Raw genomic sequence first — 25,261 nt, forward strand, 5'->3', positions numbered from 1 at the left:
CTTTATCAACATGATGATCTATGTGCCCATTATCGTGCCCGAGATCGTGCTGGCGGTGGCGATGCTGATCATTTTTATGACGGTGGGCATCCGTCTGGGCATGGGCACCATCCTCATCGGCCACTGCACCTTCTGCATCCCCTACGCCGTGGTCACCATCAAGGGGCGCATCACCGGCGACAGCGAGACGCTGCAGGAGGCGTCCATGGATCTGGGGGCCAACCGGTTCCAGACGTTCTGGAGGGTCACGGTGCCCAGCATTATGCCCGGTATCCTTTCCTCCGCCTTCCTGGCGTTTACCCTGTCCATCGACGACGTGGTCATGTCCAATATGCTGGCCGGGCCGTCTCAGTCCACTCTTCCGGTGCTCATCCTGTCGCTGAACCGTACCGGAATCACTCCCGACGTCAATGCGCTGACCACCGTGATGGTGGCCCTGATGGTGGCGGGGATGCTGGCGCTGAACGGCGTGCAGCGGTACCTGAAAAAACGGGAAAACCGGCTTGCCGCAGAGGCGGAAGCCAAACGCTCATCCGCGCACGCCGCTTGACCGGTCCGGCCGGCGGCGGAAGATATGTGATTATTTGTAGGAGGGAACAACAAAATGAAAAAAGCACTGACTCTGATCCTGGCGCTCACGCTTGCGCTATCCCTGTGTGCCTGCGGCGGAGGAGACCCCAAGCCCACCGGCAGCGGAAACGAACCGTCCGCCGCCAGCAGTGAGCTGAACATCTTCATGTGGGGCGACTACATCTCCGAGACCCTGATCTCCGACTTTGAGAAGGCCAACAACTGCACCGTCAACCTAAGCTATATGTCCGACAACGCCGACTCCATCACCAAACTGACCGCCGGCGCCGGCGACAGCTATGACCTGATCATGACCTGCGACGCCTACATGGAGTCCCTCATCAAGGGCGGCTATCTGGAACAGCTGGACCATGAGCAGATTCCCAACGCCGACGCCAATATCAACGAGGCCTATTGGTTTGGCGACAACCGGGACTACTGCGTGCCCTATCTCATGAATTATATCTATATCGTCTACGATACCGAGCGCTGCCCCATCGACATCACCTGCTACAACGACCTGATCCGGCCGGAGATGGCCGGCCAGATCGGCAGCATTGACGGTGCGCGCAACCTGTTCCCCATGGCTCTGATCGCACTGGGCTACGATCCCAACTCCACCAATGAGAGCGAGATCAAAGAGGCCTATGAGTGGCTGACCAAGTTCAACGAAAACGTGGTCGCCTATGGCGCCACCCAGGAAAACATCGTAAACGGCACCATCTCCTGTATGCTGACCTATGACGGAAATGCCTCCTGGGCCATGAACGAGCTGGGCGAGAACAACACCCTGACCATCGCCCCCTTTACCAGCGACCCGGTACAGCTTGGCTTTGACCTGTTTGTAGTACCCAAGGGCGCCAAGCATACCGACCTGGCCCATAAGTTCCTCAATTACATCTGCGAGCCCGAGGTCATGGCCGCCAACCTGGTGGACTTCCCCTATTCCTGCCCCAACGACGCCGCCGTGGCCGCCGCCAGCGACGCGTACCGCAACGACCCCGCCTTTGATTTCGACTATAAGACCAACATCTTCTTCCAAAAGGACGTGGGCGACGCGCTGGCCATCTATGACCAGTACTATCAGATGCTGAAGGTCGGCGAATGATCAATCCGCGCGAAGGCTGATATAACAAAAGCCCTCGGCAAAGAGGAGAGAAGTATTCATGGTAAAATTTGAGGAAGAGACGTATCTGGACAATGTCCGCGGCGCCCTGGCGCTGAGAGGACAGATCGAGGCGATCGTGGACGCGGCGGCCGGTCAGTGCGGCAATCTGTGCTGGCTGGGCATCGGCGGGACGTGGGCCAGCTGCCTTCAGACCACGGTACACATGAAGGAGCGCAGCGCCATGGAGGTGTTTGCCCTCAACGCCGCCGAGTACAACACCACCGGCGACCGGCGGGTGGGGGAGCGGACCTTCGTGGTCATCTCGTCGGTGACGGGCACTACGGAGGAGATGTGCGCGGCGGTGGAAAAGCTCCACGCCGCCGGCGCCCGGGTGCTGGGGTTCATCGACAAGGAGGACTCCCCCCTGGCCCGGGCGGTGGACTGGTGCATCAGCTTCCCCCACAACGAGCAGCTGAAATTCTTCATGACGGCGGACCGGTTCATGTTCCTCCGGGGCGAGTTCAAAGACTACGACCGCTACTACGCCCAGCTGGACGCCTGTCTGCCGGAGGGGCTGGCCGCGGCGGAAAAGGCCGCCGACGAGTTTGGCCGCTCCTTCGCCAAGGCGCACATGAACGACAAGCTCCACTATTTCGTGGGCGCGGGCACCCTTTACGGCGCCACCTACTCCTATGCCATGTGTTACTGGGAGGAAATGCACTGGATCCGCACCAAGTCCATTCACGCCGCGGAGTTCTTCCACGGGATGCTGGAGATCGTGGACCGGGATACCCCGGTGACCGTGTTTGTTGGAGAGGACTCCCAGCGTGAGCTGGCCCTGCGGGTGGCCCACTTCCTGCCCAAGGTCTGCGGCAATTTCTGCGTGATCGACACGGCGGATTACCCCCTGGAGGGCATCGACCCGGAGTACCGCGGCAGCCTCAGCCACCTGCTGATGCACGCGGTGACCAACCGTATCGACGCCCATTTGGAGGCGCTGTCCGGCCACGATATGAAGCTGCGGCGCTATTACCGCCAGATGGAATATTGATGCTGACCGCGCGGGGCGGAGGACTCTCCTCCGCCCCGCGCCCGTTGCGGAGGAGACATGAAATTCGGACTGTTTACCTGTGGATATCAGCGCGCCGCGCTGGAAGATGCGTTTGCAGACGCCGTCCGTTTCGGATATGATTATATTGAGCTCTGGGGCGGGCGGCCCCACGGGTTTGCCCCGGATCTGCTTTCTGGCGATGGAGCGGAGGTCCGGGCGCTGATCCGGCGCTTTGGGGTGCCGGTGAAGGTCTATACCCCGGAGCACAACGCCTACCCCTACAACTATATGCTGGGCAGCCCGCGGCAGTGGGAGGACAGCATGGAGTACCTGGAGGCCGCCATCCGGGCCGGAGCCGCCGTCGGAGCGGAGTACACGCTCGTCTCCATGGGACACAGCGGCGGCCTCCCGCCCCAGGAGAGGACGCGGCGCCTGGAGCGCAGCCTGCTCCGCCTGGCAGACGCGGCACAGCGCCTGGGCCACGCCCTGGTGGTGGAGAACCTGACCCCCTGCGAGTCGGACGTGTGCACCGACCTGGACTCCTATGCCGCCCTGCTGGAGCGCCTGGACCATCCCGCCCTGTTCGGCATGTGCGATGCGGCGGCGCCTTTTGTGCAGGGCGAGGACCCGGCGGACTATCCCCGCCGCCTGGGGAGCCGGATGCGGCATCTCCACCTGGTGGATTCCGATGGGGTCAGCGAGACCCATCTGGTGCCCGGCGAGGGCGTGATGCCGCTGGGCCGGGTGCTGCGGGACATCCGCGCGGCGGGCTATGACGGCGCCGCCACCCTGGAGCTGGTAACCCACTATATTGACGCCCCCTCCCGGTATGCGCGGCTGGCGCTGGAGCGGGCAAAGGAGCTGATGGTATGAAGATTGCCTGCGTAGGCGATAACTGCGTGGATTATTACGACAACACCGGCGAGGCGTTTCCCGGCGGGAACCCGGTCAACGTGGCGGTCTACGTCCGCCGTATGGGCGGACAGTCCGCCTATCTCGGCGCGGTGGGGAGCGACGAATACGGCGGGCTGATCCTCCGGGCGCTGGAGGAAAAGGGCGTGGATGTGCGCCGGGTGAAGCGCCTGCCCGGAGCCACCGCGCTCAGCCACGTCTGTCTCATCGACGGCGAGCGGGTGTTCGGCGACTACGACGAGGGCGTGATGGCGCAGTTCGTCCTCGCGCCCGGCGATGTGGAGTTCCTCTGCTCCCATGACCTGGTGGTGTCCGGGCTGTGGGGGCGGGTGGAAAAGAGCCTGGCCCAGATCGCGGCCCGGGGGGTGCCGGTCGCCTTCGACTGCGCCGAGCGGCCGGAGGACGAGGCCGCCCAAATCGCCCTTCCCCATACCACACTGGCCTTTTTCTCCGACGACGCCAGCGATTTGGAGCGCCTGAAGGAGCGTCTGACGGCGGTGGCGGCGCTGGGCCCCCGGGTGGTCGTGGCGACCCGGGGAGAAAAGGGCAGCGTGGCCTTTGACGGCGCGGCGTTCCATACACAGGGCGTCCTGCCCTGCGTGGTGAAAGACACCATGGGGGCGGGGGACAGCTACATCGCCGGGTTCGTGATGGAATATCTGCGGGGAAAGGACATCCCGGCCTGCATGGCCGCCGGCGCGGCCAGCAGCGCCGTGACACTGGGCTATGTTGGCGCATGGTGATCGCGACCGGTTTCCCCCTTCGTGCCAATGCAGGGGGCGCGTGCGCCCGAATGCCGGCCGCCGGCGCTGCGTGTTGCACATGATTATACCAAGACCTTCCGGGCGCCGGGATCGCCGGGGCCCCGGTCCTGCCGGAGGTGCCGGTGGCCGCTGGAGCCAAAAAGGCGGATACGACTTGAGTCGTATCCGCCTTTTTGGAGGGCGCACGCCGGCCGCGCCCCAAGGGGAACTTACATCCGGGGCCGGCAGCCCCGCCTGGAAAAGCCCGGCTGCATTGACTCAATGCGCGGGCAGCGGACGCACATCCAGAACGGTAAGAAGCTGGCCGCACACAGAAAAACGAACGTTTAAGCCCGCAAAATCCAAGCCGTAGACCCGGTCCGGATCCTTTTGATAGGCCGGGCGGGGGTCGCAGGAGAGCACGCCCGTCAGGGCCGCCCGCTTTTCCGGGGGCACCCGCTCCAGCAGGCCGGGCGGAAAGACGACCTCCAAAACCGTGTCCGCGCCGGGGGCAAAGCCGGCGGTGGCCTCGGGCCGGATATCGGAATAGGGCAGATAAGGCTTGATATCGAAAATAGGCGTGCCGTCCACCAGATCGGCGCCCGCCACCCGCAGCACAGGCCCCAGCCCGGGCTGCTCCTCCACTCCAAGCAGCCGCACGCAGGAGAGCCCGATGGGATTGGGGCGGAAGGGAGAGCGGGTGGCGAAGACCCCCAGCCGCGCATTACCGCCCAGCCGGGGCGGACGGACCGTCGGGGACCAGGTCTTCCGCACCGCCTGGGAAAATTGCCAGATCAGCCAGATGTGGGAAAAGCCGTCCAGTCCCCGCAGCGCATCCGGGTTGCGGAATTCCGGTTCAAAGACCACCAGAGCCTCCAGCGCGTCCACCAGGCCGCTCTGCCGGGGGACTCCGAATTTGGTGGGAAAGTCGCTCCGGATGCGGGCGATGCATTTCATGAGCAGATCCGTCATGCCATTGCCTCCTCTGTGTACTGCTCCGATTGTAGCGCCTTATGGGCCAAAAGGCAAAGATTTTTTGCCTGTGTGCAGCAGCTTGCCTGACGAAAGGGGGTTGCGGGCGGAGAGGAGGCCGGCCAATGGAACAGGGAGGCGCGGCGGAAGCAGGCCGTCGGCGGAACTGTGCGGAGCCTCGCCCTGCCGGCGCCCGCTTTCCCCGTGTAAATGCACACCGCGGCCGCCCTTTCGGGAAAACAGATCATATGGCAGGGGGAAATGGAAAACAAGGAGTGGATTATGGACAAAATCGGATGGTTTTGTATTGCAATTTATGATGCAAATGATATAATAATGCCCGTAACGACTATCTTAGGAGGAATGTGACTATGGCCAACGCGCATAAGTACGTGTACCTGTTCTCTGAAGGCAACGGCTCCATGCGGGAACTGCTGGGCGGCAAGGGCGCCAACCTGGCTGAGATGACCAATCTGGGCATGCCGGTACCCCAGGGCTTCACTGTGACCACCGAGGCATGCACCCAGTATTATACGGATGGCCGCCAGATCAATGAGGACATCCAGACCCAGATCTATGAGTACCTGGGCAAGATGGAGGAGATCTGCGGCAAGAAATTTGCCGATCCCGTCAATCCTCTGCTGGTCTCGGTCCGCTCCGGCGCCCGGGCTTCCATGCCCGGCATGATGGACACGATCCTCAACCTGGGCCTGAACGACACGGTGGTGGAGGGCCTGGCCAAGTTTACCAACAACCCCCGCTTTGCCTACGACTCCTATCGCCGGTTTATCCAGATGTTCTCCGACGTGGTCATGGAGCTGTCCAAGAAACGCTTTGAAGAGATCATCGACGCGCTGAAGGAGAAGAAGGGCGTCAAGCAGGATGTGGAACTGGACACCGACGATATGAAAGAGCTGGTGCGCCTGTTCAAGCAGTTCTATCAGAACGAGAAGGGCGAGGCCTTCCCCCAGGACCCCAAGGTGCAGCTGATGGAGGCGGTCAAGGCCGTGTTCCGCTCCTGGGACAACCCCCGCGCCAACGTGTATCGCCGCATGAACGAGATCCCCTACGACTGGGGCACCGCCGTCAATGTGCAGTCCATGGTCTTCGGCAATTCCGGGGACAACTCCGGCACCGGCGTGGCGTTTACCCGCAACCCGGCGACCGGTGAAAAGGCCCTGTTCGGCGAGTACCTCATCAACGCCCAGGGCGAGGATGTGGTGGCCGGCGTGCGTACCCCCTCCCCCATCTCCAAGCTTCATGAGGAGATGCCCGCGGTATATGAGCAGTTTGCCGAGATCGCCAATAAGCTGGAGCAGCACTATAAGGATATGCAGGACATGGAGTTCACCATCGAGAACGGAAAGCTCTACATGCTCCAGACCCGCAACGGCAAGCGTACCGCCGCCGCCGCCCTGAAGGTGGCCGTGGACCTGGTGGACGAGGGGATGATCAGCGAGAAGGAGGCTGTGCTGCGGGTGGAGCCCAAGCAGCTGGACTCCCTGCTCCATCCTCAGTTTGACGCCGCGGCCCTGAAGAAGGCCGAGATCGTCGGCAAGGGTCTGGCCGCTTCCCCCGGCGCCGCCTGCGGCAAGGTGGTCTTCACCGCCGAGGAGGCCAAGCAGTGGCACGAGCGGGGCGAGAAGGTCATCCTGGTCCGCCTGGAGACCTCCCCCGAGGACATCGAGGGCATGCAGGTGGCCCAGGGCATCCTGACCGTCCGGGGCGGCATGACCTCCCACGCCGCCGTGGTGGCCCGCGGCATGGGCACCTGCTGCGTGTCCGGCTGCGGCGAGATCGTGGTGGACTATGACAACAAGTGCTTTACGCTGGCCGGTAAGACCTATCGGGAGGGCGACTGGATCTCCATCGACGGTTCCACGGGCAACATCTACGGCGAGGCCGTGCCCACCGTGCCCGCCGACCCCTCCACCGGCCCCTTCGGGCGCTTTATGGGCTGGGCCGACCAGTACCGCCAGCTTATGGTGTACACAAACGCCGATAACCCCCGCGACGCCGCCCAGGGCTATGCCTTCGGCGCCCAGGGCATCGGCCTGTGCCGCACCGAGCATATGTTCTTCGAGGGCGAGCGCATCAAGGCGATCCGCGAGATGATCGTGGCCGACAACGTGGACGACCGCAAGAAGGCCCTGGCTAAGATCATGCCCTATCAGCAGGGCGACTTTGAGGGCATCTACGAGGCCATGGAGGGCCAGCCCGTGGTCATCCGCTTCCTGGACCCCCCGCTGCATGAGTTCCTCCCCACCAAGGAGGAGGACATCCAGGAGATCGCCAAGGAGATGGGCATCTCGGTGGAGAAGCTCCGCAACGTCATTGCCTCGCTGCATGAGTTCAACCCCATGATGGGCCACCGTGGCTGCCGTCTGGCCGTCTCCTACCCGGAGATCGCCGAAATGCAGACCACCGCCGTCATCAACGCCGCCATTAACGTGCAGAAGAAGCACCCCGACTGGAAGATGGTCCCCGAGATCATGATCCCCCTGGTGGGCGAGGTCAAGGAGCTCAAGTACGTCAAGGACGTGGTGGTGGCCACCGCCAACGCGCTCCTCAAGGCCGCCGGCAGCGACATGAAGTATGAGGTCGGCACCATGATCGAGATCCCCCGCGCCGCCCTGACCGCCGACGAGATCGCCAAGGAGGCCGAGTTCTTCTCCTTCGGGACCAACGACCTGACCCAGATGACCTTCGGCTTCAGCCGCGACGACGCGGGCAAATTCCTCTCCTACTACTACGATAAGAAGATCTATGAGTCCGACCCCTTTGCCCACCTGGATCAGAAGGGCGTGGGCAAACTGGTGGCCATGGCCGCCAAGCTGGGCCGCGAGACCCGTCCGAACATCCATCTGGGTATCTGCGGCGAGCACGGCGGCGACCCCACCAGCGTGGAGTTCTGCCACAAGGTGGGCCTGGACTATGTGTCCTGCTCCCCCTACCGCGTGCCCATCGCCCGGCTGGCCGCCGCGCAGGCCGCCATCAAGAACCCCAGAAGTTAAAAGAATTCCGCCGCGTCAGGCGCCCCGGTTCACACAAGGGACCGGGGCGCCTTGCTGCGTCTGCGGAACGATACACAGAACAGTGGATATTTGCAGTATCCTGTAGTAGAATTAAACTGTCACAAAAGCGAAAGAGCCGCCTATGTCCGCAACATCAAGAACTATCTGCTGGTGGCCCTGTATGACGCTCTCAGCACCATCAACAGCCACTATTCTTCCCTGACGCAGCACGATATGTATGGGGCCGGGGAAAGGGGGCGCGGCTAAGGGATGTCGCCGCATCGGTCATGGAGCGCTCCCGAACGCTCGGCGCGCTTACGGTGGCCGAGGGGATCGAGACGCCGGAACAGCTTGCATTCCTGCGGGCGGTGGGCTGCGAGCTGATCCAGGGCTGCATTTATGCAAAGCCGCTTCCCGTTCCGGCGTTTGAGGCGTGGCGCGCCGCGCGGGGACAGAATGCCGGGGCGGATCTTTCGCGAAACGAACGGATTGACAGCGGGCCGAAACAGGAGTTACAATAAAAACGAACAAAATACGGTGGCAAACCCGCCGAAAGGCGGCGACGCAAAGCTAAAGGGCCTGTATGGATGATGGCAGCCAGCTGCACGATTTCAGTTTAGCCCTGCCATACCCTGGCAGGGCTTTGCATTTGGCGCGGACGGCAGAGAGGTGAGGAAAACGGGACGTTTGAACAGACGGGGCTGGGAGTGCCTGCTGGTGCTGGGCGTTTTGCTGACGGTTGGGCTCTCCCTGAGCGGGATCGTCCGGCAGAAGACGGACAGGGCCCTGGAAGACGTACGGGAGCTTTCGGCAGGCTGGTACCGGCTGGAGGACGGACGGCGCTTTGCGGTGCAGGTGCCGGGGACGGTCGTGCTGGAGGGCGGGGGAGACCTGGTACTGTACAACGACAGCCTGACCGATGCCGACCAGGGCGCGACCCTGACCACCCGGGGGGCGGTCTACCGGCTGCAGATCGCGCTGGGGGACGAGGTGCTCTACGCCTATGACGATACGGCGTTTCCGCGCAACAAGCAGATGCGGGCCAAGCTGGACTGCAACGCCGTGCTGCCGGAGGAGACGAGCGCGCAGCCGCTGGTGCTGAGCTATGAAGATCCCGGGGACGGCCGCTTTGTCCTGGCGGAGGTCTATCTGGGCAGCAGCAGCGCGGTCTTCCGCCGGCACTGCGCGGGAGACGCCTTTACCCTGCTGATCGTATTTACCATGGCCCTTATGAGCGTGGCGGCCACCGTGATCGCCCTCTACCTGGCCAAGGTCCATATGCAGGACCGGCGCTTCGGCGATGTGGCCTGCTTTCTGCTGCTCTGCGGGGCCTGGTGTGCGCTGGACTCCTCGCTGGTCCAGGAGCTGAGCGGCCAATCGCCGCTGGTGTGCTATCTGTCTTTTTATGCGTTCATGACGCTGGGGATCCCCATGCTGCATTTTGTGCGCAACACCGGGGAGATGAAGCGCTTTCGCAGCCTGAACGGATGCATCGGCGCATTTTATCTCAACGCCATCGTGCAGAGCCTGCTGAACTATTTCCTGGGAATTGATTTGATCGACATGCTTTTTGTGACCCACCTGCTGCTGGCGGGCGGGACCGGGCTGATGAGCGTGCTGATGCTGCGGGAGTATCGGGCCTGCCGCAATCGGGAGATCCTGGCGGTGCTGAGGGCCTTCGTTATGCTGGGCGCCAGCGGCCTGCTGGCCCTGCTGCTGTACTGGGCGCTGGAGATCCCCTACTACGGCTCCATTTTCGAATGCGGCATCCTGGTGTTCATCATTTGCCTGCTGGGGTCCCTCATCACCACTATGGCGGCCAACCTGCGCCTCAAGGCCGAGGTGCTGGTCTACAAGCGCCTGTCCCGGGAGGACCGGCTGACCGGGCTGGAGAACCGGCGGGCCTTCGACGCGTTTTTGGCCCGGCTGGAGACGGAGGGCGTTCGCTACCGGGACGTGGCGCTGGTCTTCCTGGATCTGGACGGACTCAAGCACACCAACGACCACTTCGGCCACGGGGCGGGCGACGAGCTGATCATCGGCGCAGCCCGCTGTATCGAGCGGGCCTTCGGATCCCAGGGGCGCTGCTACCGCATCGGCGGGGACGAGTTTGCCGTGATCCTGCCCGACCCGGACGGGGAAGAGCGGATCTGGAACGAACGGCTGGACCAGGCGATCCGGGACTATAACCAGGGCAGCCGCTATCCCCTGTCCATCGCCCGGGGCGTCAGTTACCTGCGGGACGGGGACCGGGGCGTCAAGCGGATGAGCGACTGGAAATATGAGGCGGATCAGGCGATGTACCGCCATAAAAAGCAGCAGCGGGCGCGGGCGGCGCAGCCGGCGGAGACCGCGGCGGCAGAGGGGCGGGGATAGTACGGTATGGCATATAATATGGACTTTCTGATCGCGGGCCTGATCTTCCTGCTGATCATCCTTTACCACTTTGTTGAGCAGCGCAGGCTGGATCTGGACAACAACCGGACTTTTTTCTGCTTTCTGCTGTTTGGGATGGCGGACCTCTGCTTTGACCTCATCTGCTCCATCCTCATCATGCAGGCGCGGCCGGCCCTGGCCGGGGTGAGCGAATTCTGCCTGGTGATCCTGTACCTGCTTCAGGTGCTGGTGCCGTACACGCTGCTGCGCTATATCCAGACGCTGCTGGAGCGCCCGGCGGCATCCCGGCGTCCCGGCCTGGAACGGCTGTGGGCGCTCCCGCCGGCGCTGATGGGCCTGATCATTCTGGGAAACCACTGGAGCGGTGTGCTCTTCACCGTGGACGAGGCCGGACGGTATCTCCGGGGCCCGCTGTATATGGGGATGTACGTCTTTGCGGGCGCCTATATCCTGCTGATCGCAGGGAACAGCATGCTCTGCGCCCGCCGGCTGGGAAGACGGGAAATGCGCACCATTTGGGAACTGCTGTTCCTCGGCGGTGGCTGTGTGGCGCTCCAGGCCGTGTTCCATGACCTGCTGCTCTCTGGTTTCGGGATCGCCTTGAGCATCACGGTGCTGTTTTTTACCCTCAACAATCCCTACCGCTATACCGACAGCCTGACCGGCGCCTTTGACGTCAAATATTTTCGGGAATTGGCCCAGAGCCAGATCGGAAAGGGGAAACGGTTTCACCTTGTCACCGTGGAGCTGTGCCAGATCAAACGGGTCAACCGGGTTTTGGGGGCGGGCTTCGGCAACCAGCTGCTGATCCAGACGGCCCATATGCTGCAGGCGCCGGGCGAGCGGAGCCAGGTCTTCCGCATCACAGGCAAGCGGTTTTTGGTGATGACGGAATCCATCGCCGTGTATGAAAGCGTGTGCAGGCGCAGCCAGCGCTGCTTTGCGGGCCCGGTTCAGATCAACGGCGAGCCGGTCTACTCGCCCGCAGTCCTCTGCGGCGTCATCGACGCGCAGACGCTGCGGGACGGAGACGCACTGCTGGCCTATGTGGAGTACCTGACGGCCCTGGCACAGAGAACGCCCGAGACCATCCTCATCCAGGGGGACGAGGAGACCCTGAAGGGCTTTCGTTATACCCAGGAGATCGAAAGTTTCCTGGAGACCGCCCTGGAGCAGGACCGGTTCGAGGTGTACTATCAGCCGGTCTATTCCCTGCGCAAGGGCGGCTATGTCACCCTGGAGGCCCTCAGCCGGCTGCGCCACCCCACGCTGGGGCCGGTGGCGCCCGAGGTGTTCATCGGCATCGCGGAGAAAAGCGACCAGATCGCCCGCCTGGGACTGCTGCAAATGCGCCGGGTGTGCCGGTTCCTGAAGGAACATCGGGAACTGATGGAGCAGATCCAGAATGTGAAGATCAATCTGTCCCCCACCGAACTGATGAAAAGCGGCCACGCCGGACGGCTGATCGGGATCATCCGGGAATTTGGACTGAAGCCCTCCTATTTTCAATTTGAGATCACCGAGACCGTGGCAACCGAGTACAGCGAAAGCCTGAGCCAGGCCGCGGCGGAGTTCGTGGAGGCGGGGATCGGCCTGTGCCTGGACGACTTCGGGGCAGGCTACGCCAACCTCAATACCGTGCTCAAGCTGCCCTTTTCCGAGATCAAGCTGGACAAGTCCCTGCTGGTGGGCATCTGTGAGGACGACAGGATCGCATCTTTTTACCAGAGCATCGTGGCCGCCCTGCAGAACATGGGCTACGCCGTCATCGCCGAAGGGGTGGAGACCCCAAAGGAGCTGGGGCTGGTCTCCCGCTGGGGCGTCGACCTGATCCAGGGCTACTATTTTTCCCGCCCTCTGCCGGGCGAGGCGCTGCTCTCCGCTGTTCTTGACCGGGAGGGCGCCGCCCCGGCGATGCGGTGACACGGCCTTCTGCCGCAGCCTGCGCGAAGGAGGATCGCTATCGCCCGCTTGGCAGAAGCCATCCGCAAGGGGTATGAAGCGTCTATAGAGCGGCGCAGCCGTCGTCATCTCCGGGCTGAGCGCCGCCCTGCGGTCCCCTTTTTCGCAAGCTGTGAGGCCGCCTCCCTTGGGAGGCGGCCTTCTTTGCGCTTTGGCAGAACGGAATCGGGGCGCGTTTCTCACATAATCTTGTTATGTGACTAAAAACGGCCTGTTTCAAGTGGAGATTGGCTTTACTTATCTGCTCCCGATGTGGTATAATAACACAAATATTTTGTGATATGGTTTTAGAAACCAGAAAGGAGGCGGCGTCTTGGAAGAGATCCGCACCCTGCAGGAACGGCTGGAGCAGGAGCGGCCCGCGGAGTGGGACGCCCTGCCGGATATCGGGCTGTATATGGACCAGCTCATCTCGTACATGCCCCGGCAGCTGATCCATTACGGAGAGGGGGAGGCGCTTACCTCCGCCATGGTGAACAATTATATCAAGGACGGGGCCCTGCCCCGGGCCGACGGGAAGCGGTACTCCCGTACCCATCTGGCTTACCTGACCGCGATCTGCGCCCTTAAGCAGGTGCTCTCCGTGAAGGACGCGGGCGCCCTGCTGGCCGCCGCCCGGGAGGGGCGGGAGCCCGAAGGGCTCTACGAGCTGTTCCGGCAGGAGCTGGACCGGGCCCTGGATGTAACGGCGGGCTGCCTGGACGCGGGGACCGACGAGGAGGATCTGCCCCGGCTGGCCCTGGCCCTGGCCCTGCGCAGCTATGCCGACAAGCTGGCCTGCGAGCGCGTGCTGGAGATCCTGCGCCGGCATGCCAGCGCGCCCGCCGTCAAGCCCGAAAAGACCAGAAGGAAGAAAGACCGGGACGAGCGTCCGGAATGAATACGGGAGGATTTGAAGCGATGAGCGATTACGTGCTGTTGACCGATTCCTCGGCCGACTTGACCGACAAGCTGATGCGGGAGATGGGGGTGGAGGTGCTTCCCCTGTCCTTTACCATCAAGGGGAAGACCCTGTTCAACTACCCCGACAACCGGGAGATGTCCGCCAAGGCGTTCTACCGCCTGCTGCGGGAGGGCGAGATGGCGACCACCTCCGCCGTGAACATCTCCGACTTTACGGAGAAGATGGAACCCCTGCTCCAGGCGGGCAAGGACGTGCTGGTGCTGGCCTTTTCCTCGGCCCTGTCGGCCACCTGCCATTCCGCCCAAATCGCCGCACAGGAGCTGGGAGAGAAGTACCCCGAGCGCAAGGTGTACGTGGTGGATACGCTGTGCGCCTCCCTGGGCCAGGGCCTGCTGCTCTGGCACGCGGCCCAGCACAAGGCGCGGGGGGAGAGCATTGAGGCGGTGCGGGACTGGGTGGAGGCCAACAAGCTGCACCTGTGCCACTGGTTTACGGTGGATGATCTGCATTTTCTCAAGCGGGGCGGCCGGGTATCCGCCGCCACCGCCGTACTGGGCACCATGCTCTCCATCAAGCCGGTCATGCACGTGGACGATGAGGGACGCCTGGTGAAGGTGGGCACGGCCCGGGGCCGCAGCGCCTCCCTGAAGGCGCTGGTAGACCATATGGCGGAAACTGCGCTCGACCCGGCGGAGCAGATCGTCTTTATCAGTCATGGGGACTGTGAAGCCGATGCCCAGAAGGTGGCCGACGACGTGAAGATCCGCCTGGGGGTAAAGACCGTGCTGCTGGGCAACGTGGGGCCCGTGATCGGCGCCCACTCCGGCCCGGGCACCGTGGCCCTGTTCTTCCTGGGGAGCCGCCGCTGATGGATGCGGTCAAATGGCTGGAGGTCGTCCTGGATACCAACCGGGAGGAGCTGGACGGACTGTGCGCCCGGCTCACCGCCAATGGTGTGACGGGGATGGCCATCGAAGACGAAGCGGACTTCAAGTCGTTTTTGGAGCAGAACCGTCCGTATTGGGATTACGTGGACGACGCGCTGCTGGAGCGCATGAAGGGCGTGTGCCGGGTCAAGCTCTATGTCACCGACGACGCGGATGGCCGCAGGCAGCTGGAGCAGTGGCTGGAGGGCGTCAAGACGCCGTACCGCGCCGCCAGCCTGGGGGAGAACGACTGGGCCCACAGCTGGCAGAAGTACTATAAGCCCATGAGCGTGGGGGAGCGGCTGTATATCGTGCCCGAGTGGGAGCGGGACGAACCGGTGCCGCCGGGCAAGGCGGCGCTGTATCTGAACCCCGGCCTCACCTTCGGGACCGGCAGCCATGCCTCCACCCAGCTGTGCCTGGCGGGACTGGAGCGGTATGCGGCGCCGGGAAAGCCGGTGCTGGACCTGGGCTGCGGCAGCGGCATCCTGTCCATCGCCGCCCTGGTGCTGGGGGCGTCCCGGGCGGCGGCGGTGGATATCGACCCCAAGGCGGTGGACGTGGCCTATGAGAATGCCGCCATGAACGGCATCGGGCGGGACCGCTACACCGTCCGCGCGGGCAACGTGCTCTCCGATCCGGCGCTGGTGGAGGAGCTGTCCACCGGGGATTACGCCCTGGTGCTGGCCAATATCGTCGCCGATGTGATCATCCCCCTCTCCGCCCAGGTCCATCGCTTCCTGGCCCCCGGCGGGGTGTTCCTGTGCTCCGGCATCATCGACACCCGCTCCGGCGAGGTGGCCGCCGCCCTGGAGCGCAGCGGACTGGAGTGCATGGAAAAGCGGGAGCAGAACGGCTGGGTGGCCTTTGCCGCCCGGGTGCGGCAATAAGAAGCGGTATCCATAAGCCTCCCGCAGCGTCTGGCCGGGTCTTTTCCCGCCATACTGCGTTGCTTTTGCTTGCCGTACACAAAGAGTATGGCGGCGACCAATCGCCTTGTCCGGCAGCAAAATCCCGCCCCCAGCCACTTCGTTCTGCCTAAGAATACAGATTCTAAAAGCGGGACGGGGCCTTCCGGATCGGATCGCCCCGTCCCCTTTTTGCGTGCCCTTTTTGCGGGCAGTTCGTGGTGACATTTTCCCCCGCACGTGATAAAATAGAAATGATACGCCCAATCCCACATCAACTGCGAGGTGCTCCCATGGAACGAAAAGCGACAGTAGTGCATACCGACTTCCCCCAAGACCGCCGGGTGCTGGCCATCAGCGACGTCCACGGCAACCTGCCCTTCCTGCGGGGCGTGCTGGACAAGGCGGGCTACGGGGAAGACGATATTCTGGTGCTGGTGGGGGATCTGGTGGAAAAGGGACCGGACAGCCTGGCCACCCTGCGCTACGTCATGGAGCTGGCCCGGACGCGCACGGTCTACGCCCTGCGGGGCAACTGCGACAATCTGGTGGAGGATTTCACCCGCGCCGACGGAGAGATCGGACCGGCCTTCTACCGGCACTACCTGAAGGTGTGGGGCGAGCGCAGCCTGATCTGCCAGATGGGCCGTGCCGCGGGGTTCCCGCTGCGCGCGCAGGAAGAGCTGCCTGCCCTGCGCGCGGTGCTGCGCCGGCACTTTGCGCCGGAACTGGCCTTCCTTTCGGCCATGCCCGTCATCCTGGAGACCCCGGACTACCTGTTCGTCCACGGCGGCGTGCCGGGAGAAACGGGGCTGGAGGAGCTGGAGGCCTGGTCCTGCATGAAAAACGACGAATTTCTCGCCCAGGGGCACGCCTTCCGCCGCTGGTGCGTGGTGGGGCACTGGCCCGTGACCCTCTACGATCCGCACATCCCCTCGGCCGCCCCCCTGCTGGAGCGGGAGCGGCACATCGCCAGCATCGACGGGGGCTGCGTGCTCAAGCTGGACGGACAGCTCAACGCCCTGGTGCTGCCCCGGACGGCGGGCGGGGCCTTTTCCTGGTACAGCTACGACGGCCTGCCCAAGGCCACGGCCCTGGACCCACAGACGGCCGGCGGCGACTCCGTCAACATCCGCTGGGGCCGCAACCGGGTGGAGGTGCTGGAGCGGGGCGCGGAGCTCTCCCGCTGCCGCCATCTGGAGAGCGGCCGGGTGCTGGAGGTGCTCACCGATTACCTCTATGAGGACCAGGGGGTGCTCCGTTGTCAGGACTCCACCGACTACCGTCCGCAGATCGCTGCGGGAGACCGCCTTTCGGTGGTGCGGCGGCTCTCCGACCGGGCGCTGGTGAAGAAAAACGGCGCCACCGGCTGGTATTTCGGCCGTTTGGCTTGATTTACCGCCCTTTTGTGATATACTATTTGGGCTAAATTTCGATTTTATCAGTTTGCGATAAGGAGTAAGACATGATCACTGTTTCCGACCTGGGCCTCCAATACAGCGGACAGCCCCTCTTTTCCCATGTGGACCTTCAGTTCGTCAAGGGCAACTGCTACGGCATCATCGGCGCCAACGGCGCGGGCAAGTCCACCTTCCTGAAGATCCTCTCCGGCGACCTGGAGCCCACCTCCGGCGAGGTCTCCATCCTGCCCAAAACCCGCATGTCGGTCCTCAAACAGGACCAGAACGCCTACGACGCCTACAACGTGATGGATACGGTCATCATGGGCAACCAGCGTCTGTACGAGATCGGCAAGGAGAAAGACGCGCTCTACGCCAAAGAGGAGATGACGGAGGAGGACGGGATCCAGGCCTGCCTGCTGGAGGAGGAGTTCGCCGAGCTGGGCGGCTGGGAGGCCGAATCCGACGCGTCCCGCATCCTGCAGGGGCTGGGCATCGGCGTGGAGCTGCATTACAATGACATGTCCACCCTGGACGCCCGCCTGAAGGTGAAGGTCCTGCTGGCCCAGGCGCTGTTCGGCAGCCCCGACATCCTGCTGCTGGACGAGCCCACCAACAACCTGGACATCAACGCGGTGAACTGGCTGGAGGATTTCCTGCTGGATTTTCCCGGTACCGTCATCGTGGTCAGCCATGACCGGCACTTCCTCAATACCATCTGCACCCACATCGTGGACATCGACTACAACAAGATCAAGATGTACGTGGGCAACTACGACTTCTGGTACGATGCCTCCCAGCTGATGCAGAACCTGATGAAGAACCAGAACAAGAAGAACGAGGAGAAGGCCCAGGAGCTCAAGGAGTTCATCTCCCGCTTTTCCGCCAACAAGTCCAAGAGCAAGCAGGCCACAGCCCGGCGCAAGCTGCTGGAGAAGATCAGCCTGGAGGAGATCCCCGCCTCCTCCCGCCGCTACCCCTGGGTGGCGTTCGCGCCCGACCGGGAGGTGGGGAAGGATATCCTCTTCGTCACCGACGTGAGCAAGACCATCGACGGGGTGAAGGTGCTGGACAAGGTGAGCTTCATCGTGGGCCACGGGGACAAGATCGCCTTCGTGGGGGACAACGAAAACGCCCATACCGCCCTGTTCAAGATCCTCACCGGCGAGCTGGAGCCCGACGAGGGCACCGTCAAGTGGGGCCAGACCGCCACCTTCTCCTACTTCCCCAAGGACAACACCGAGTTTTTCAAGGACTGCGACGACAATCTGGTGGAATGGCTGCGCCAGTGGTCCTCCGACCCCCACGAGGCGTATCTCCGGGGCTTTTTGGGCCGGATGCTGTTCTCAGGGGATGAGGTGTACAAGCCCGTCAAGGTCCTCTCCGGCGGAGAGAAGGTGCGGTGCATGCTCTCCCGCATGATGCTCTCCGGGGCCAACGTGCTGCTGCTGGATCAGCCCACCAACCACCTGGATCTGGAGTCCATCGCCGCGCTGAACAACGGCCTGGAGGCGGTCAAGTGCAATGTGCTCTTCTCCTCCCACGACCATCAGCTGGTCCAGACCGTGGCCAACCGGGTGTTCGACTTCACCCGTGACGGCAAGCTGATCGACCGGAAGATGACCTACGACGAGTATCTGGAGAGCACCGCCCAGGCGTGAGCGGGTGAGGGGGCGTTCCCGGGGCGCACAGGCGCGGCCGGACTAGATCCCCCTGCGCAGCACCACAAACCGGTACCACAGAAAGCCCGTCAGATCGGCCAGGCCCCAGCCGATGGGGATGGCCCACCAGATCGCCTTCAGGCCGAAGGCGGGGAGGGGGGCCAGGGCATAGGCCAGGACCACCCGGGTACCCAGGGAGATGACGGTGAGCACCAGCGACAGGCCGGGGCGCCCGATGGCCCGGTAGAGCCCGTAGAGCAGAAACAGACATCCGATACCGCAGTAGCAGACGCCCTCGATGCGCAGATACTCCACGCCCACGGCCAGGATCTCCGTCTCCTCCGGCGGGACGAAAAGCCCCATCAAGGCCGGGGCGAACCCCGCCACCACGGCGGAGCTGACAACGCAGAAGGCCAGCGCGGTGACCGTACCGGAACGGATGCCCCGGCGGATGCGGCCGGTCTCCCCCGCGCCGTAGTTCTGGGCGATGAAGGTGGAAAAGGCGTTGCCGAAATCCTGGACCGGCATGTAGGCGAAGGCGTCGATCTTCACCGCCGCGGCGAAGGCCGCCATAACATTGACTCCGAAGGAGTTTACCAGCCCCTGGATCATAAGGATGCCGAAATTCATCACCGACTGCTGCAGGCAGGTCAGGATGGAATAGCCGGCGATCCTCCGTGCGATATCCCGCCGGAAACGGCAGTGCCGCCGCTGCGGGCGCAGCTGCGGGGCCCATTTCAGGCAGCAGACGCTCAGGCCCGCCGCTGACGCCCCCTGGGCAAGGACGGTGGCCAGGGCGGTCCCCGGGACCCCGAGCCCCAGGACCAGCACGAAAAACAGGTCCAGGGCGACGTTCAGCAGCGCCGCGCCGCCCAGCATGAGCAGCGGGAGCACCGCATTGCCCAGGGAACGCAGCAGCGCGGCCATGTAGTTGTACACAAAGGCGAACCCCAGACCCAGAAAAATGATGCGCAGGTAAGCGGCCATCTCGGCGCGGATCTCGCCGGGGATCTTCAGGGCCGTGAGGATCGGCTGGAGCAGGCCCAGCGCCAGCGCGGCCACCGCCAGGGTCGCCGCGCCCACCAGAAGGAAGGAGACGAACAGGCTGGCCTTGAGCTCCTCCTCCTTCCGCGCGCCCCAGAGGAGGGAGAACACCGCGCCGCTGCCCATGCACAGGCCCAGCAGCACAGAGGTGAGAAAGGTCATCAGGGTGAAGGAAGAACCTACGGCGGCCAGCGCCCCGGCGCCCAAAAACCGGCCTACGATCAGCGTGTCGGCTACATTGTACAGCTGCTGAAGCAGATTGCCCAGGATCAGCGGCCAGGCGAAGCCGAGCATGGAACGGGTGACGCTTCCTTGCGTCAGATCGGTGTGCATAGCGGCCTCCTGCTGCGTTAGGATGTGTGGGCGGCAGACCTCTGCACGCCGCTTTTGTATTGTACCATTTGTTTTCAGGGAGCGCCAGAATTTCCGTGCGCTTTCCGGAAAACAGTGGTATAATAGCCGCATAGCGGCTGTGATCCGTTCGGTTCCGCCCATTTTTTGTCCCCTGGGGGCGAGCGAAAAAGACGGCGCGCGTCCGAATCCATCCCGAAAGGATGCTGACAATTCCATGCGAAAAGAGATCGTTCTGCCCGCGGCCACTGTGGCGGTGGGCGCGGCGGGTTTTCTGCTGCGGCGGTGGGAGCTGGCCACGGCCTTCGAGCCGGACACCGGCCTGCACATCCCCGGCTCGCCCGCAACCTGGGCCCTGATCGCCCTGTCCGCAGCCCTGGCCGCAGCGCTGGTGCTCCTGTGCCGCGGCAAGTACCCCGATTTTGCCGGCGGGTACGATCAGGCCTTCCAGGCCAAGGGGAACACCCTGTACGCCACGGCCATGATCCTCTCCGCCTTCCTGCTGCTGGCGGCGGCGGGCGGGATGGTGCTCTCCTTCCTGCGCCGGGAGAACACGGTGGTCACCCGGCTGATCCTGGCGGCGCTGTGCGTGGCGTCCTTCGCCTGCGTGGTCGCCACCACCCGGAACAATTTCCGGGGCGAGGGAAAGGGCAAGTACAACTTTACCCTGCTCATGCCCGCCTATACCGGCTGCGTGTGGCTCATTGCCGCCTATCAGGTGCGGGCCGGGGACCCGGTGCAGCTGGATTATATCTACGAGCTGTTTGCGATCATTGCCGTTCTGCTGGGGCTGTACTTCAACGCCGGGTTCTCCTTCGAACGGGGCAAGCCCTTCCGGGCCGTCCTGTTCTCCCTGCTGGGGGTCTATTTCTCCTTGGTCACCCTGGCGGACGGCCACGACCCGGCGACCACGCTGCTGTACGGCTTTGCCGTTGTCTATCTGCTCTCCTCCACCGCGGTCCTGCTGCACAACGCGGCCCGGCGGCCGGGAGCGCCTATGGACCCGCCGGAGGCGGAAAAAGCCGCAGAAGAGGAAGAAACGGAGGAAACGCCTGATGAACCGTAAGACATTTTATATCACCACCCCGATCTATTACCCTTCGGACAAGCTGCACATCGGCCACGCCTACTGTACCGTGGCCGCCGACGCCATGGCCCGCTACAAGCGCCTGCAGGGCTATGAGGTGATGTTCCTCACGGGCACCGACGAGCACGGCCAGAAGATCGAGCAGAAGGCCAAGGCCGCCGGCGTTACCCCCCAGCAGTATGTGGACAACATCGTCAAGGGTCCCCGGGGCGTGCTGGATCTGTGGAAGCTGATGAACATCTCCAACACCCGCTTCATCCGCACCACCGACGACTACCATGTGGAGTCGGTACAGAAGATCTTCAAGCAGCTCTACGACCAGGGTGATATCTACAAGGGCAAGTATGTGGGCAAGTACTGCACCGACTGCGAGGCCTTCTGGACCGAGACTCAGCTGGTGGACGGCAAGTGTCCCGACTGCGGGCGTGCGGTCAGGGACGCGGAGGAGGAGGCCTATTTCTTCCGCCTGTCCAAGTACGCCGACCGGGTGCGTGACCTGCTGGTGAACACCGACTTTCTGGAGCCCCGCAGCCGGGTCAACGAGATGGTCAACAACTTCATCGACCCGGGCCTGGAGGACCTGTGCGTCTCCCGCACCTCCTTCACCTGGGGCATCCCCGTCAGCTTTGACCCCAAGCACGTGGTGTACGTGTGGGTGGACGCCCTGACCAACTATATCAACGCCCTGGGCTATGAGAACGCCAAGTACGACGACTATGACGACTTCTGGCCCGCCGACGTACACTTTGTGGGCAAGGAGATCGTGCGCTTCCACTCCATCATCTGGCCCGCCCTGCTGATGGCGCTGGACCTGCCCCTGCCCCAAAAGGTATACGGCCACGGCTGGCTGCTGCTGGACGGCGGCAAGATGAGCAAGTCCAAGGGCAATGTGGTGGATCCCTACCTGCTCTCCGAGCGCTACGGGGTGGACGCCCTGCGCTACTTCCTGCTGCGGGAGTTCCCCTTCGGCACCGACGGCAACTTCTCCAACGAGGCCCTCATCGGCCGCATCAACACCGACCTGGCCAACGACCTGGGCAATCTGGTCAGCCGCACCACCGCCATGGTGGGCAAGTACTTCGGGCCCACCCTGCCCGGGGAGCAGGAGGCCGACCCCGCCCTGGACGGCGAACTGGAGGCTATGGCCCGGGGCCTGCGGGACGCCTACGAAGGGCAGATGGAACACTACGCCTTCCAGAACGGTCTGGCGGAAGTCTTCAAGCTCATTGGCCGGGCCAACAAGTATATCGACGAGAACAAGCCCTGGGTGCTGGCCCGGGAGGAGGCGCAGCGCCCCCGCCTGGCCCGGGTGCTATACAACCTGCTGGAGTGCGTGCGTATTTCCGCCATCCTCCTGACCCCTTTCATGCCCGAGACCTGCGCAAAGATCTTCGCACAGATCGGCGCGGCCCCGGAGGTGTGTACCTGGGACTCCGCCGCCCAGTGGGGCCTGCTGCCCCCGGACGCGCCCATCGCCAAGGGAGAGAACCTGTTCCCCCGCATCGACCTGGAAAAGGAGCTGAAGGAGTTGGAAGAAGCCACCAAGGCCGCCGCTCCCGCGGAAGAAACGGCCCCGGAGTATATCACCATCGACGATTTTAGCAAGGTGCGGTTTGTCACCGCCAAGGTCCTCGCCTGCGAGGCGGTGAAGAAGAGCAAAAAGCTGCTGCGCTTTACGCTGGACTGCGGCGAAGCGGCGCCCCGGCAGATCCTCTCCGGCATCCACGAATACTATGAGCCTGAGGAACTGGTGGGCAAGACCGTGGTGGCCTGCACCAATCTGGCGCCCCGGAAGATGATGGGGCTGGAGTCCAACGGTATGCTCATCTCCGCGGTAAAGGAAGAGCCGGATGGGAGCGAGAAGCTCCATCTGCTGATGCTGGACGACCAGGTCCCCGCCGGCTACGGCCTGTGCTGAACGGGGAGCGGCCCCGGACCAAAACCAAGAAACAGCCTCAGGCGGAGCGTCCCTTTGGACGCTCCGCCTTGCGCTTTGTGCATGGGCTTCTGTGACGGGGATCAGCCGGCCCGCCGCAGCAGGCGGCGATAGCTTACGTCGATGGCGAAGGCGCCCAGCGGCGCGGTGAGCAGGATCGCGATCACCGCTACCGTCAGCACGACCTGCCCGCAGGAGAGCCCCATGGCCAGCGGAACCCCGCCGATAGCGGCCTGCACGGTGGCTTTGGGCAGGTAGGCCAGCACGGCAAAGAGCCGCTCCTTCGGATTCAGCGGGCTGCCCGCCATACACAGCAGCACCCCGAGCGCCCGGAAGCAGAGGGCGCCCAGCACCAGGAGCACCGCCGTCCGGCCGGAAGCGGCGGCATACTCCAGGTTCAGCTGCGCGCCCACCAGGGCAAACAGCAATATCTCCGCGGCTACCCAGAGCCTGCCGAATTTGGCGGCCAGCCGCTGGGCCGCCGCCGGCTGCCGGCGGTACAGGCCCAACCCGGTCCCCAGCACCGCCAGCAGGCCGGAGAAGGGGACCCGGCTGCCCAGACGGTCCTCCAGGGCCGTCAGCAAAATGGACAGGGCGAGCAGAAGGATGGCTTTCGCGGAATCCCGCAGCGGGAAACGGGCAAAAAAGCGGGCCAGCAGGCCGCCCAGACCCAGGCCCAGGGCCGCCCCCAGCAGGATGGAGACCGGCACCCCGGCCAGAGCGGCCGGGGAAAAGCGTCCGCCGGAGGCCATACCGGTGAAGGAAGAAAAGAGGACCACCACGAATACGTCGTCCACCGACGCCCCCGCCAATACCATCTGCGGGATGCCCTGCTCCGTCCCGTAGCCCGCCTCCATCAGGTCGAGCATCCGGGGCACGATGACGGCGGGGGACACCGCCCCCACCACCGCGCCCAGGATGGCGGCGTCCAATACGGACACCCCCAGCAGCCGGGGGGCCAGCAGGACCATGCCCAGCACCTCGCAGGCGGCGGGCAGAAAGCACAGGAGCACGGCGCTCCGGCCGGAGCGCCGCAGGCTCCCCAGGTCCAGCGACAGTCCGGCCCGGAGCAGGATGAGGATCAGCGCCAGCCGCCGCAGGTCGGCGGAGACGCTCAGCAGGGCGGGCGAGAGCAGGTCCGCCCCGAAGGGGCCCAGCAGGATCCCCGCCAGGAGCATCCCCACCAGGGCGGGCAGGTGCAGCTTCCGGGCCGCGGCTCCCAGGGCCATGCCCAGCAGCCAGAGCAGTGCGATACTGGTCAGCATTTTGGTTCCATCCCTTCCAGAGGGCAGAAAAAAAGCCAATGCCCCCTGCAAAACGTGCAGAAGTCATCAGCCGGACGGCGGTTCGGGCCTTGCGGCCCCGGGAGAACCTCATTCCCGTGATCTGAGGGCTATGATACCACAGGCCCCCGCCGTTGTCAACCGGGCCGCGTGAGATGCACTTGCAGCTTTGCCCCGGATGGAGTATGATAGAGCGGAAGAAAAAACGGCGGCGGCCGGCCGCCCGAAAGACGCCGTTGGAAACGAGGAAACGCCCATGATCTTTGATACCCACGCCCACTATTACGACGAGGCCTTTGACGCCGACCGGGACGCGCTGCTGTCCGCGCTGCCCGGGCGTGGCGTGGCGCTGGTGGTCTGTCCCGGCTGCGACCTGGGCTCCTCCCGCGCCTGTGTGTCGCTGGCCGAGCGTTATGACTACCTCTATGCCGCGGCGGGCATCCACCCGGAAAATCTGGAGGGGGTCGCCCTGGCGGAGCTGGACGGGGTGAAGGCCCTGTGCGCCCACCCCAGAGTGGTGGCGGTGGGGGAGGTCGGCCTGGATTATTACTGGGTCAAAACGCCCGAGGCGCGCAAGCGCTCCCGGGACTTTTTCGACGCCCAGCTCTCCCTGGCGGAGGAGCTGGATCTGCCCGTCATCGTCCATGACCGGGACGCCCACAGGGACTGTCTGGATCTGGTGCGGGCCCACCCCAACGCCCGGGGGGTGTTCCACTGCTACTCCGGCAGCCTGGAGGACGCCAGGGTGCTGCTGGATCGGGGCTGGATGCTCTCCTTCACAGGCAGCCTCACCTTCCACAACGCCAGGCGGGCGCCGGAGGTGGCGGCGTGGATGCCGCTGGAGCGGCTGATGCTGGAGACCGACGCCCCCTATATGGCTCCGGAGCCCCACCGGGGACAGCGGTGCGACTCCGCCATGATCGCGCGCTGCGCCGAGAAGGTGGCCCAGCTGAGGGGCATTTCGCCGGAGGAGGTCCTCCGGATCACGCTGGAAAATGGAAAACGATTTTTTGGAATCAGGGAGGGGTAAGG

The 25,261-nt window shown here is 64.0% G+C and carries 21 protein-coding genes and 2 riboswitches; of the genes, 18 read left to right on the plus strand and 3 right to left on the minus strand.

The features are described 5' to 3' along the window. The 5 genes from MR825_RS05910 to frlD form a co-directional block, all read left to right on the plus strand. Positions 1-550, plus strand: a 550-nt coding sequence (locus MR825_RS05910; protein ID WP_287879485.1) for an ABC transporter permease, incomplete at its 5' end; no start/stop codon positions are given. A 54-nt stretch (positions 551-604) separates the two neighbouring features. Then, positions 605-1,678 carry a polyamine ABC transporter substrate-binding protein gene (locus tag MR825_RS05915; protein ID WP_186906623.1) on the plus strand — a complete coding sequence of 358 codons (1,074 nt, stop codon included), beginning with the start codon at positions 605-607 and terminating at the stop codon, positions 1,676-1,678. A 58-nt stretch (positions 1,679-1,736) separates the two neighbouring features. After that, positions 1,737-2,729 carry an SIS domain-containing protein gene (locus MR825_RS05920; protein WP_186906624.1) on the plus strand — a complete coding sequence of 331 codons (993 nt, stop codon included), beginning with the start codon at positions 1,737-1,739 and terminating at the stop codon, positions 2,727-2,729. Between the two features lie 57 nt (positions 2,730-2,786). Continuing rightward, positions 2,787-3,602 carry a fructoselysine 3-epimerase gene (frlC, locus tag MR825_RS05925; RefSeq protein WP_186906625.1) on the plus strand — a complete coding sequence of 272 codons (816 nt, stop codon included), beginning with the start codon at positions 2,787-2,789 and terminating at the stop codon, positions 3,600-3,602. Next, positions 3,599-4,384, plus strand: a complete 786-nt coding sequence (gene frlD / locus MR825_RS05930) for a fructoselysine 6-kinase (RefSeq protein ID WP_186906626.1) — start codon at positions 3,599-3,601, stop codon at positions 4,382-4,384. The genes frlC and frlD overlap by 4 nt, the downstream gene beginning before the upstream one ends. 279 nt (positions 4,385-4,663) lie before the next feature. On the opposite strand, the gene tsaA is transcribed toward frlD, so the two are convergent. Then, positions 4,664-5,356 (minus strand): tRNA (N6-threonylcarbamoyladenosine(37)-N6)-methyltransferase TrmO, encoded by a 693-nt coding sequence (gene tsaA / locus MR825_RS05935; protein ID WP_186906627.1) that lies wholly within the window; start codon positions 5,354-5,356, stop codon positions 4,664-4,666. 371 nt (positions 5,357-5,727) lie between these two features. Here tsaA and ppdK point away from each other — a divergent pair, with 371 nt between their 5' ends. The 10 genes from ppdK to MR825_RS05985 all read left to right on the plus strand — a co-directional run bounded on the left by ppdK (position 5,728) and on the right by MR825_RS05985 (position 18,528). Beyond that, positions 5,728-8,370: a pyruvate, phosphate dikinase gene (gene ppdK / locus MR825_RS05940; protein ID WP_186906628.1), complete on the plus strand. Its 2,643-nt coding sequence runs from the start codon at positions 5,728-5,730 to the stop codon at positions 8,368-8,370. A gap of 90 nt (positions 8,371-8,460) precedes the next feature. Continuing rightward, positions 8,461-8,637, plus strand: coding sequence for a DUF6017 domain-containing protein (locus MR825_RS05945; RefSeq protein ID WP_186906629.1), 177 nt, complete (start codon positions 8,461-8,463; stop codon positions 8,635-8,637). Between the two features lie 20 nt (positions 8,638-8,657). Further along, a complete protein-coding gene (locus MR825_RS05950) occupies positions 8,658-8,891 on the plus strand; it encodes an EAL domain-containing protein (RefSeq protein WP_287879493.1) in 234 nt (77 codons plus the stop codon). Positions 8,892-8,899: 8 nt separating this feature from the next. Beyond that, positions 8,900-8,979, plus strand: a riboswitch (cyclic di-GMP riboswitch). 78 nt (positions 8,980-9,057) lie between these two features. Then, the gene (locus tag MR825_RS05955) at positions 9,058-10,746 is read left to right on the plus strand and encodes a GGDEF domain-containing protein (protein WP_287879495.1); all 1,689 of its coding nucleotides are present in this window, start codon (positions 9,058-9,060) and stop codon (positions 10,744-10,746) included. Positions 10,747-10,752: 6 nt separating this feature from the next. Next, the gene (locus MR825_RS05960) at positions 10,753-12,690 is read left to right on the plus strand and encodes a GGDEF domain-containing phosphodiesterase (RefSeq protein ID WP_287879497.1); all 1,938 of its coding nucleotides are present in this window, start codon (positions 10,753-10,755) and stop codon (positions 12,688-12,690) included. Positions 12,691-13,042: 352 nt separating this feature from the next. Continuing rightward, complete coding sequence (locus MR825_RS05965; protein ID WP_186906633.1) at positions 13,043-13,609, plus strand: DUF1836 domain-containing protein; 567 nt, start codon at positions 13,043-13,045, stop codon at positions 13,607-13,609. Between the two features lie 20 nt (positions 13,610-13,629). Beyond that, entirely contained in the window at positions 13,630-14,502 is an 873-nt protein-coding gene (locus MR825_RS05970) for a DegV family protein (protein ID WP_186906634.1), read from the plus strand. Continuing rightward, positions 14,502-15,449, plus strand: coding sequence for a 50S ribosomal protein L11 methyltransferase (gene prmA, locus MR825_RS05975; RefSeq protein ID WP_186906635.1), 948 nt, complete (start codon positions 14,502-14,504; stop codon positions 15,447-15,449). Before MR825_RS05970 ends, prmA begins: the two co-directional genes overlap by 1 nt. A gap of 311 nt (positions 15,450-15,760) precedes the next feature. After that, a complete protein-coding gene (locus tag MR825_RS05980; RefSeq protein WP_186906636.1) occupies positions 15,761-16,861 on the plus strand; it encodes a metallophosphoesterase in 1,101 nt (366 codons plus the stop codon). 71 nt (positions 16,862-16,932) lie between these two features. Further along, a complete protein-coding gene (locus MR825_RS05985) occupies positions 16,933-18,528 on the plus strand; it encodes an ABC-F family ATP-binding cassette domain-containing protein (protein ID WP_186906637.1) in 1,596 nt (531 codons plus the stop codon). A gap of 42 nt (positions 18,529-18,570) precedes the next feature. On the opposite strand, the gene MR825_RS05990 is transcribed toward MR825_RS05985, so the two are convergent. Beyond that, positions 18,571-19,905 (minus strand): MATE family efflux transporter, encoded by a 1,335-nt coding sequence (locus MR825_RS05990; protein ID WP_287879500.1) that lies wholly within the window; start codon positions 19,903-19,905, stop codon positions 18,571-18,573. Positions 19,906-20,140: 235 nt separating this feature from the next. Between MR825_RS05990 and MR825_RS05995 the strand changes: the two genes are divergently transcribed. Both MR825_RS05995 and metG read left to right on the plus strand, forming a co-directional pair. Then, on the plus strand, positions 20,141-20,989 hold the full coding sequence (locus MR825_RS05995; protein WP_186906639.1) for a hypothetical protein: 849 nt from the start codon (positions 20,141-20,143) through the stop codon (positions 20,987-20,989). Beyond that, entirely contained in the window at positions 20,979-22,928 is a 1,950-nt protein-coding gene (gene metG, locus MR825_RS06000; RefSeq protein WP_287879503.1) for a methionine--tRNA ligase, read from the plus strand. Before MR825_RS05995 ends, metG begins: the two co-directional genes overlap by 11 nt. A gap of 101 nt (positions 22,929-23,029) precedes the next feature. Here metG and MR825_RS06005 read toward each other — a convergent pair whose 3' ends face one another. Next, on the minus strand, positions 23,030-24,211 hold the full coding sequence (locus MR825_RS06005) for a cation:proton antiporter domain-containing protein (protein WP_287879505.1): 1,182 nt from the start codon (positions 24,209-24,211) through the stop codon (positions 23,030-23,032). A gap of 50 nt (positions 24,212-24,261) precedes the next feature. Beyond that, positions 24,262-24,336: riboswitch (Fluoride riboswitch) on the minus strand. A gap of 149 nt (positions 24,337-24,485) precedes the next feature. Between MR825_RS06005 and MR825_RS06010 the strand changes: the two genes are divergently transcribed. Further along, positions 24,486-25,259 carry a TatD family hydrolase gene (locus MR825_RS06010; protein ID WP_256176474.1) on the plus strand — a complete coding sequence of 258 codons (774 nt, stop codon included), beginning with the start codon at positions 24,486-24,488 and terminating at the stop codon, positions 25,257-25,259. Positions 25,260-25,261: the final 2 nt, after the last annotated feature.

Source organism: Lawsonibacter sp., from assembly GCF_022777125.1.
Lineage (GTDB): Bacteria > Bacillota > Clostridia > Oscillospirales > Oscillospiraceae > Lawsonibacter_A > Lawsonibacter_A hominis.

Coding starts and splice junctions, on each gene's coding strand:
- MR825_RS05915 (WP_186906623.1), top strand. CDS start 605: ATGAAAAAAGCACTGACTCTGATCCTGGCGCTCACGCTTGCGCTATCC.
- MR825_RS05920 (WP_186906624.1), top strand. CDS start 1,737: ATGGTAAAATTTGAGGAAGAGACGTATCTGGACAATGTCCGCGGCGCC.
- frlC (WP_186906625.1), top strand. CDS start 2,787: ATGAAATTCGGACTGTTTACCTGTGGATATCAGCGCGCCGCGCTGGAA.
- frlD (WP_186906626.1), top strand. CDS start 3,599: ATGAAGATTGCCTGCGTAGGCGATAACTGCGTGGATTATTACGACAAC.
- tsaA (WP_186906627.1), bottom strand. CDS start 5,356: ATGACGGATCTGCTCATGAAATGCATCGCCCGCATCCGGAGCGACTTT.
- ppdK (WP_186906628.1), top strand. CDS start 5,728: ATGGCCAACGCGCATAAGTACGTGTACCTGTTCTCTGAAGGCAACGGC.
- MR825_RS05950 (WP_287879493.1), top strand. CDS start 8,658: ATGGAGCGCTCCCGAACGCTCGGCGCGCTTACGGTGGCCGAGGGGATC.
- MR825_RS05960 (WP_287879497.1), top strand. CDS start 10,753: ATGGCATATAATATGGACTTTCTGATCGCGGGCCTGATCTTCCTGCTG.
- MR825_RS05970 (WP_186906634.1), top strand. CDS start 13,630: ATGAGCGATTACGTGCTGTTGACCGATTCCTCGGCCGACTTGACCGAC.
- prmA (WP_186906635.1), top strand. CDS start 14,502: ATGGATGCGGTCAAATGGCTGGAGGTCGTCCTGGATACCAACCGGGAG.
- MR825_RS05980 (WP_186906636.1), top strand. CDS start 15,761: ATGGAACGAAAAGCGACAGTAGTGCATACCGACTTCCCCCAAGACCGC.
- MR825_RS05985 (WP_186906637.1), top strand. CDS start 16,933: ATGATCACTGTTTCCGACCTGGGCCTCCAATACAGCGGACAGCCCCTC.
- MR825_RS05990 (WP_287879500.1), bottom strand. CDS start 19,905: ATGCACACCGATCTGACGCAAGGAAGCGTCACCCGTTCCATGCTCGGC.
- MR825_RS05995 (WP_186906639.1), top strand. CDS start 20,141: ATGCGAAAAGAGATCGTTCTGCCCGCGGCCACTGTGGCGGTGGGCGCG.
- metG (WP_287879503.1), top strand. CDS start 20,979: ATGAACCGTAAGACATTTTATATCACCACCCCGATCTATTACCCTTCG.
- MR825_RS06005 (WP_287879505.1), bottom strand. CDS start 24,211: ATGCTGACCAGTATCGCACTGCTCTGGCTGCTGGGCATGGCCCTGGGA.
- MR825_RS06010 (WP_256176474.1), top strand. CDS start 24,486: ATGATCTTTGATACCCACGCCCACTATTACGACGAGGCCTTTGACGCC.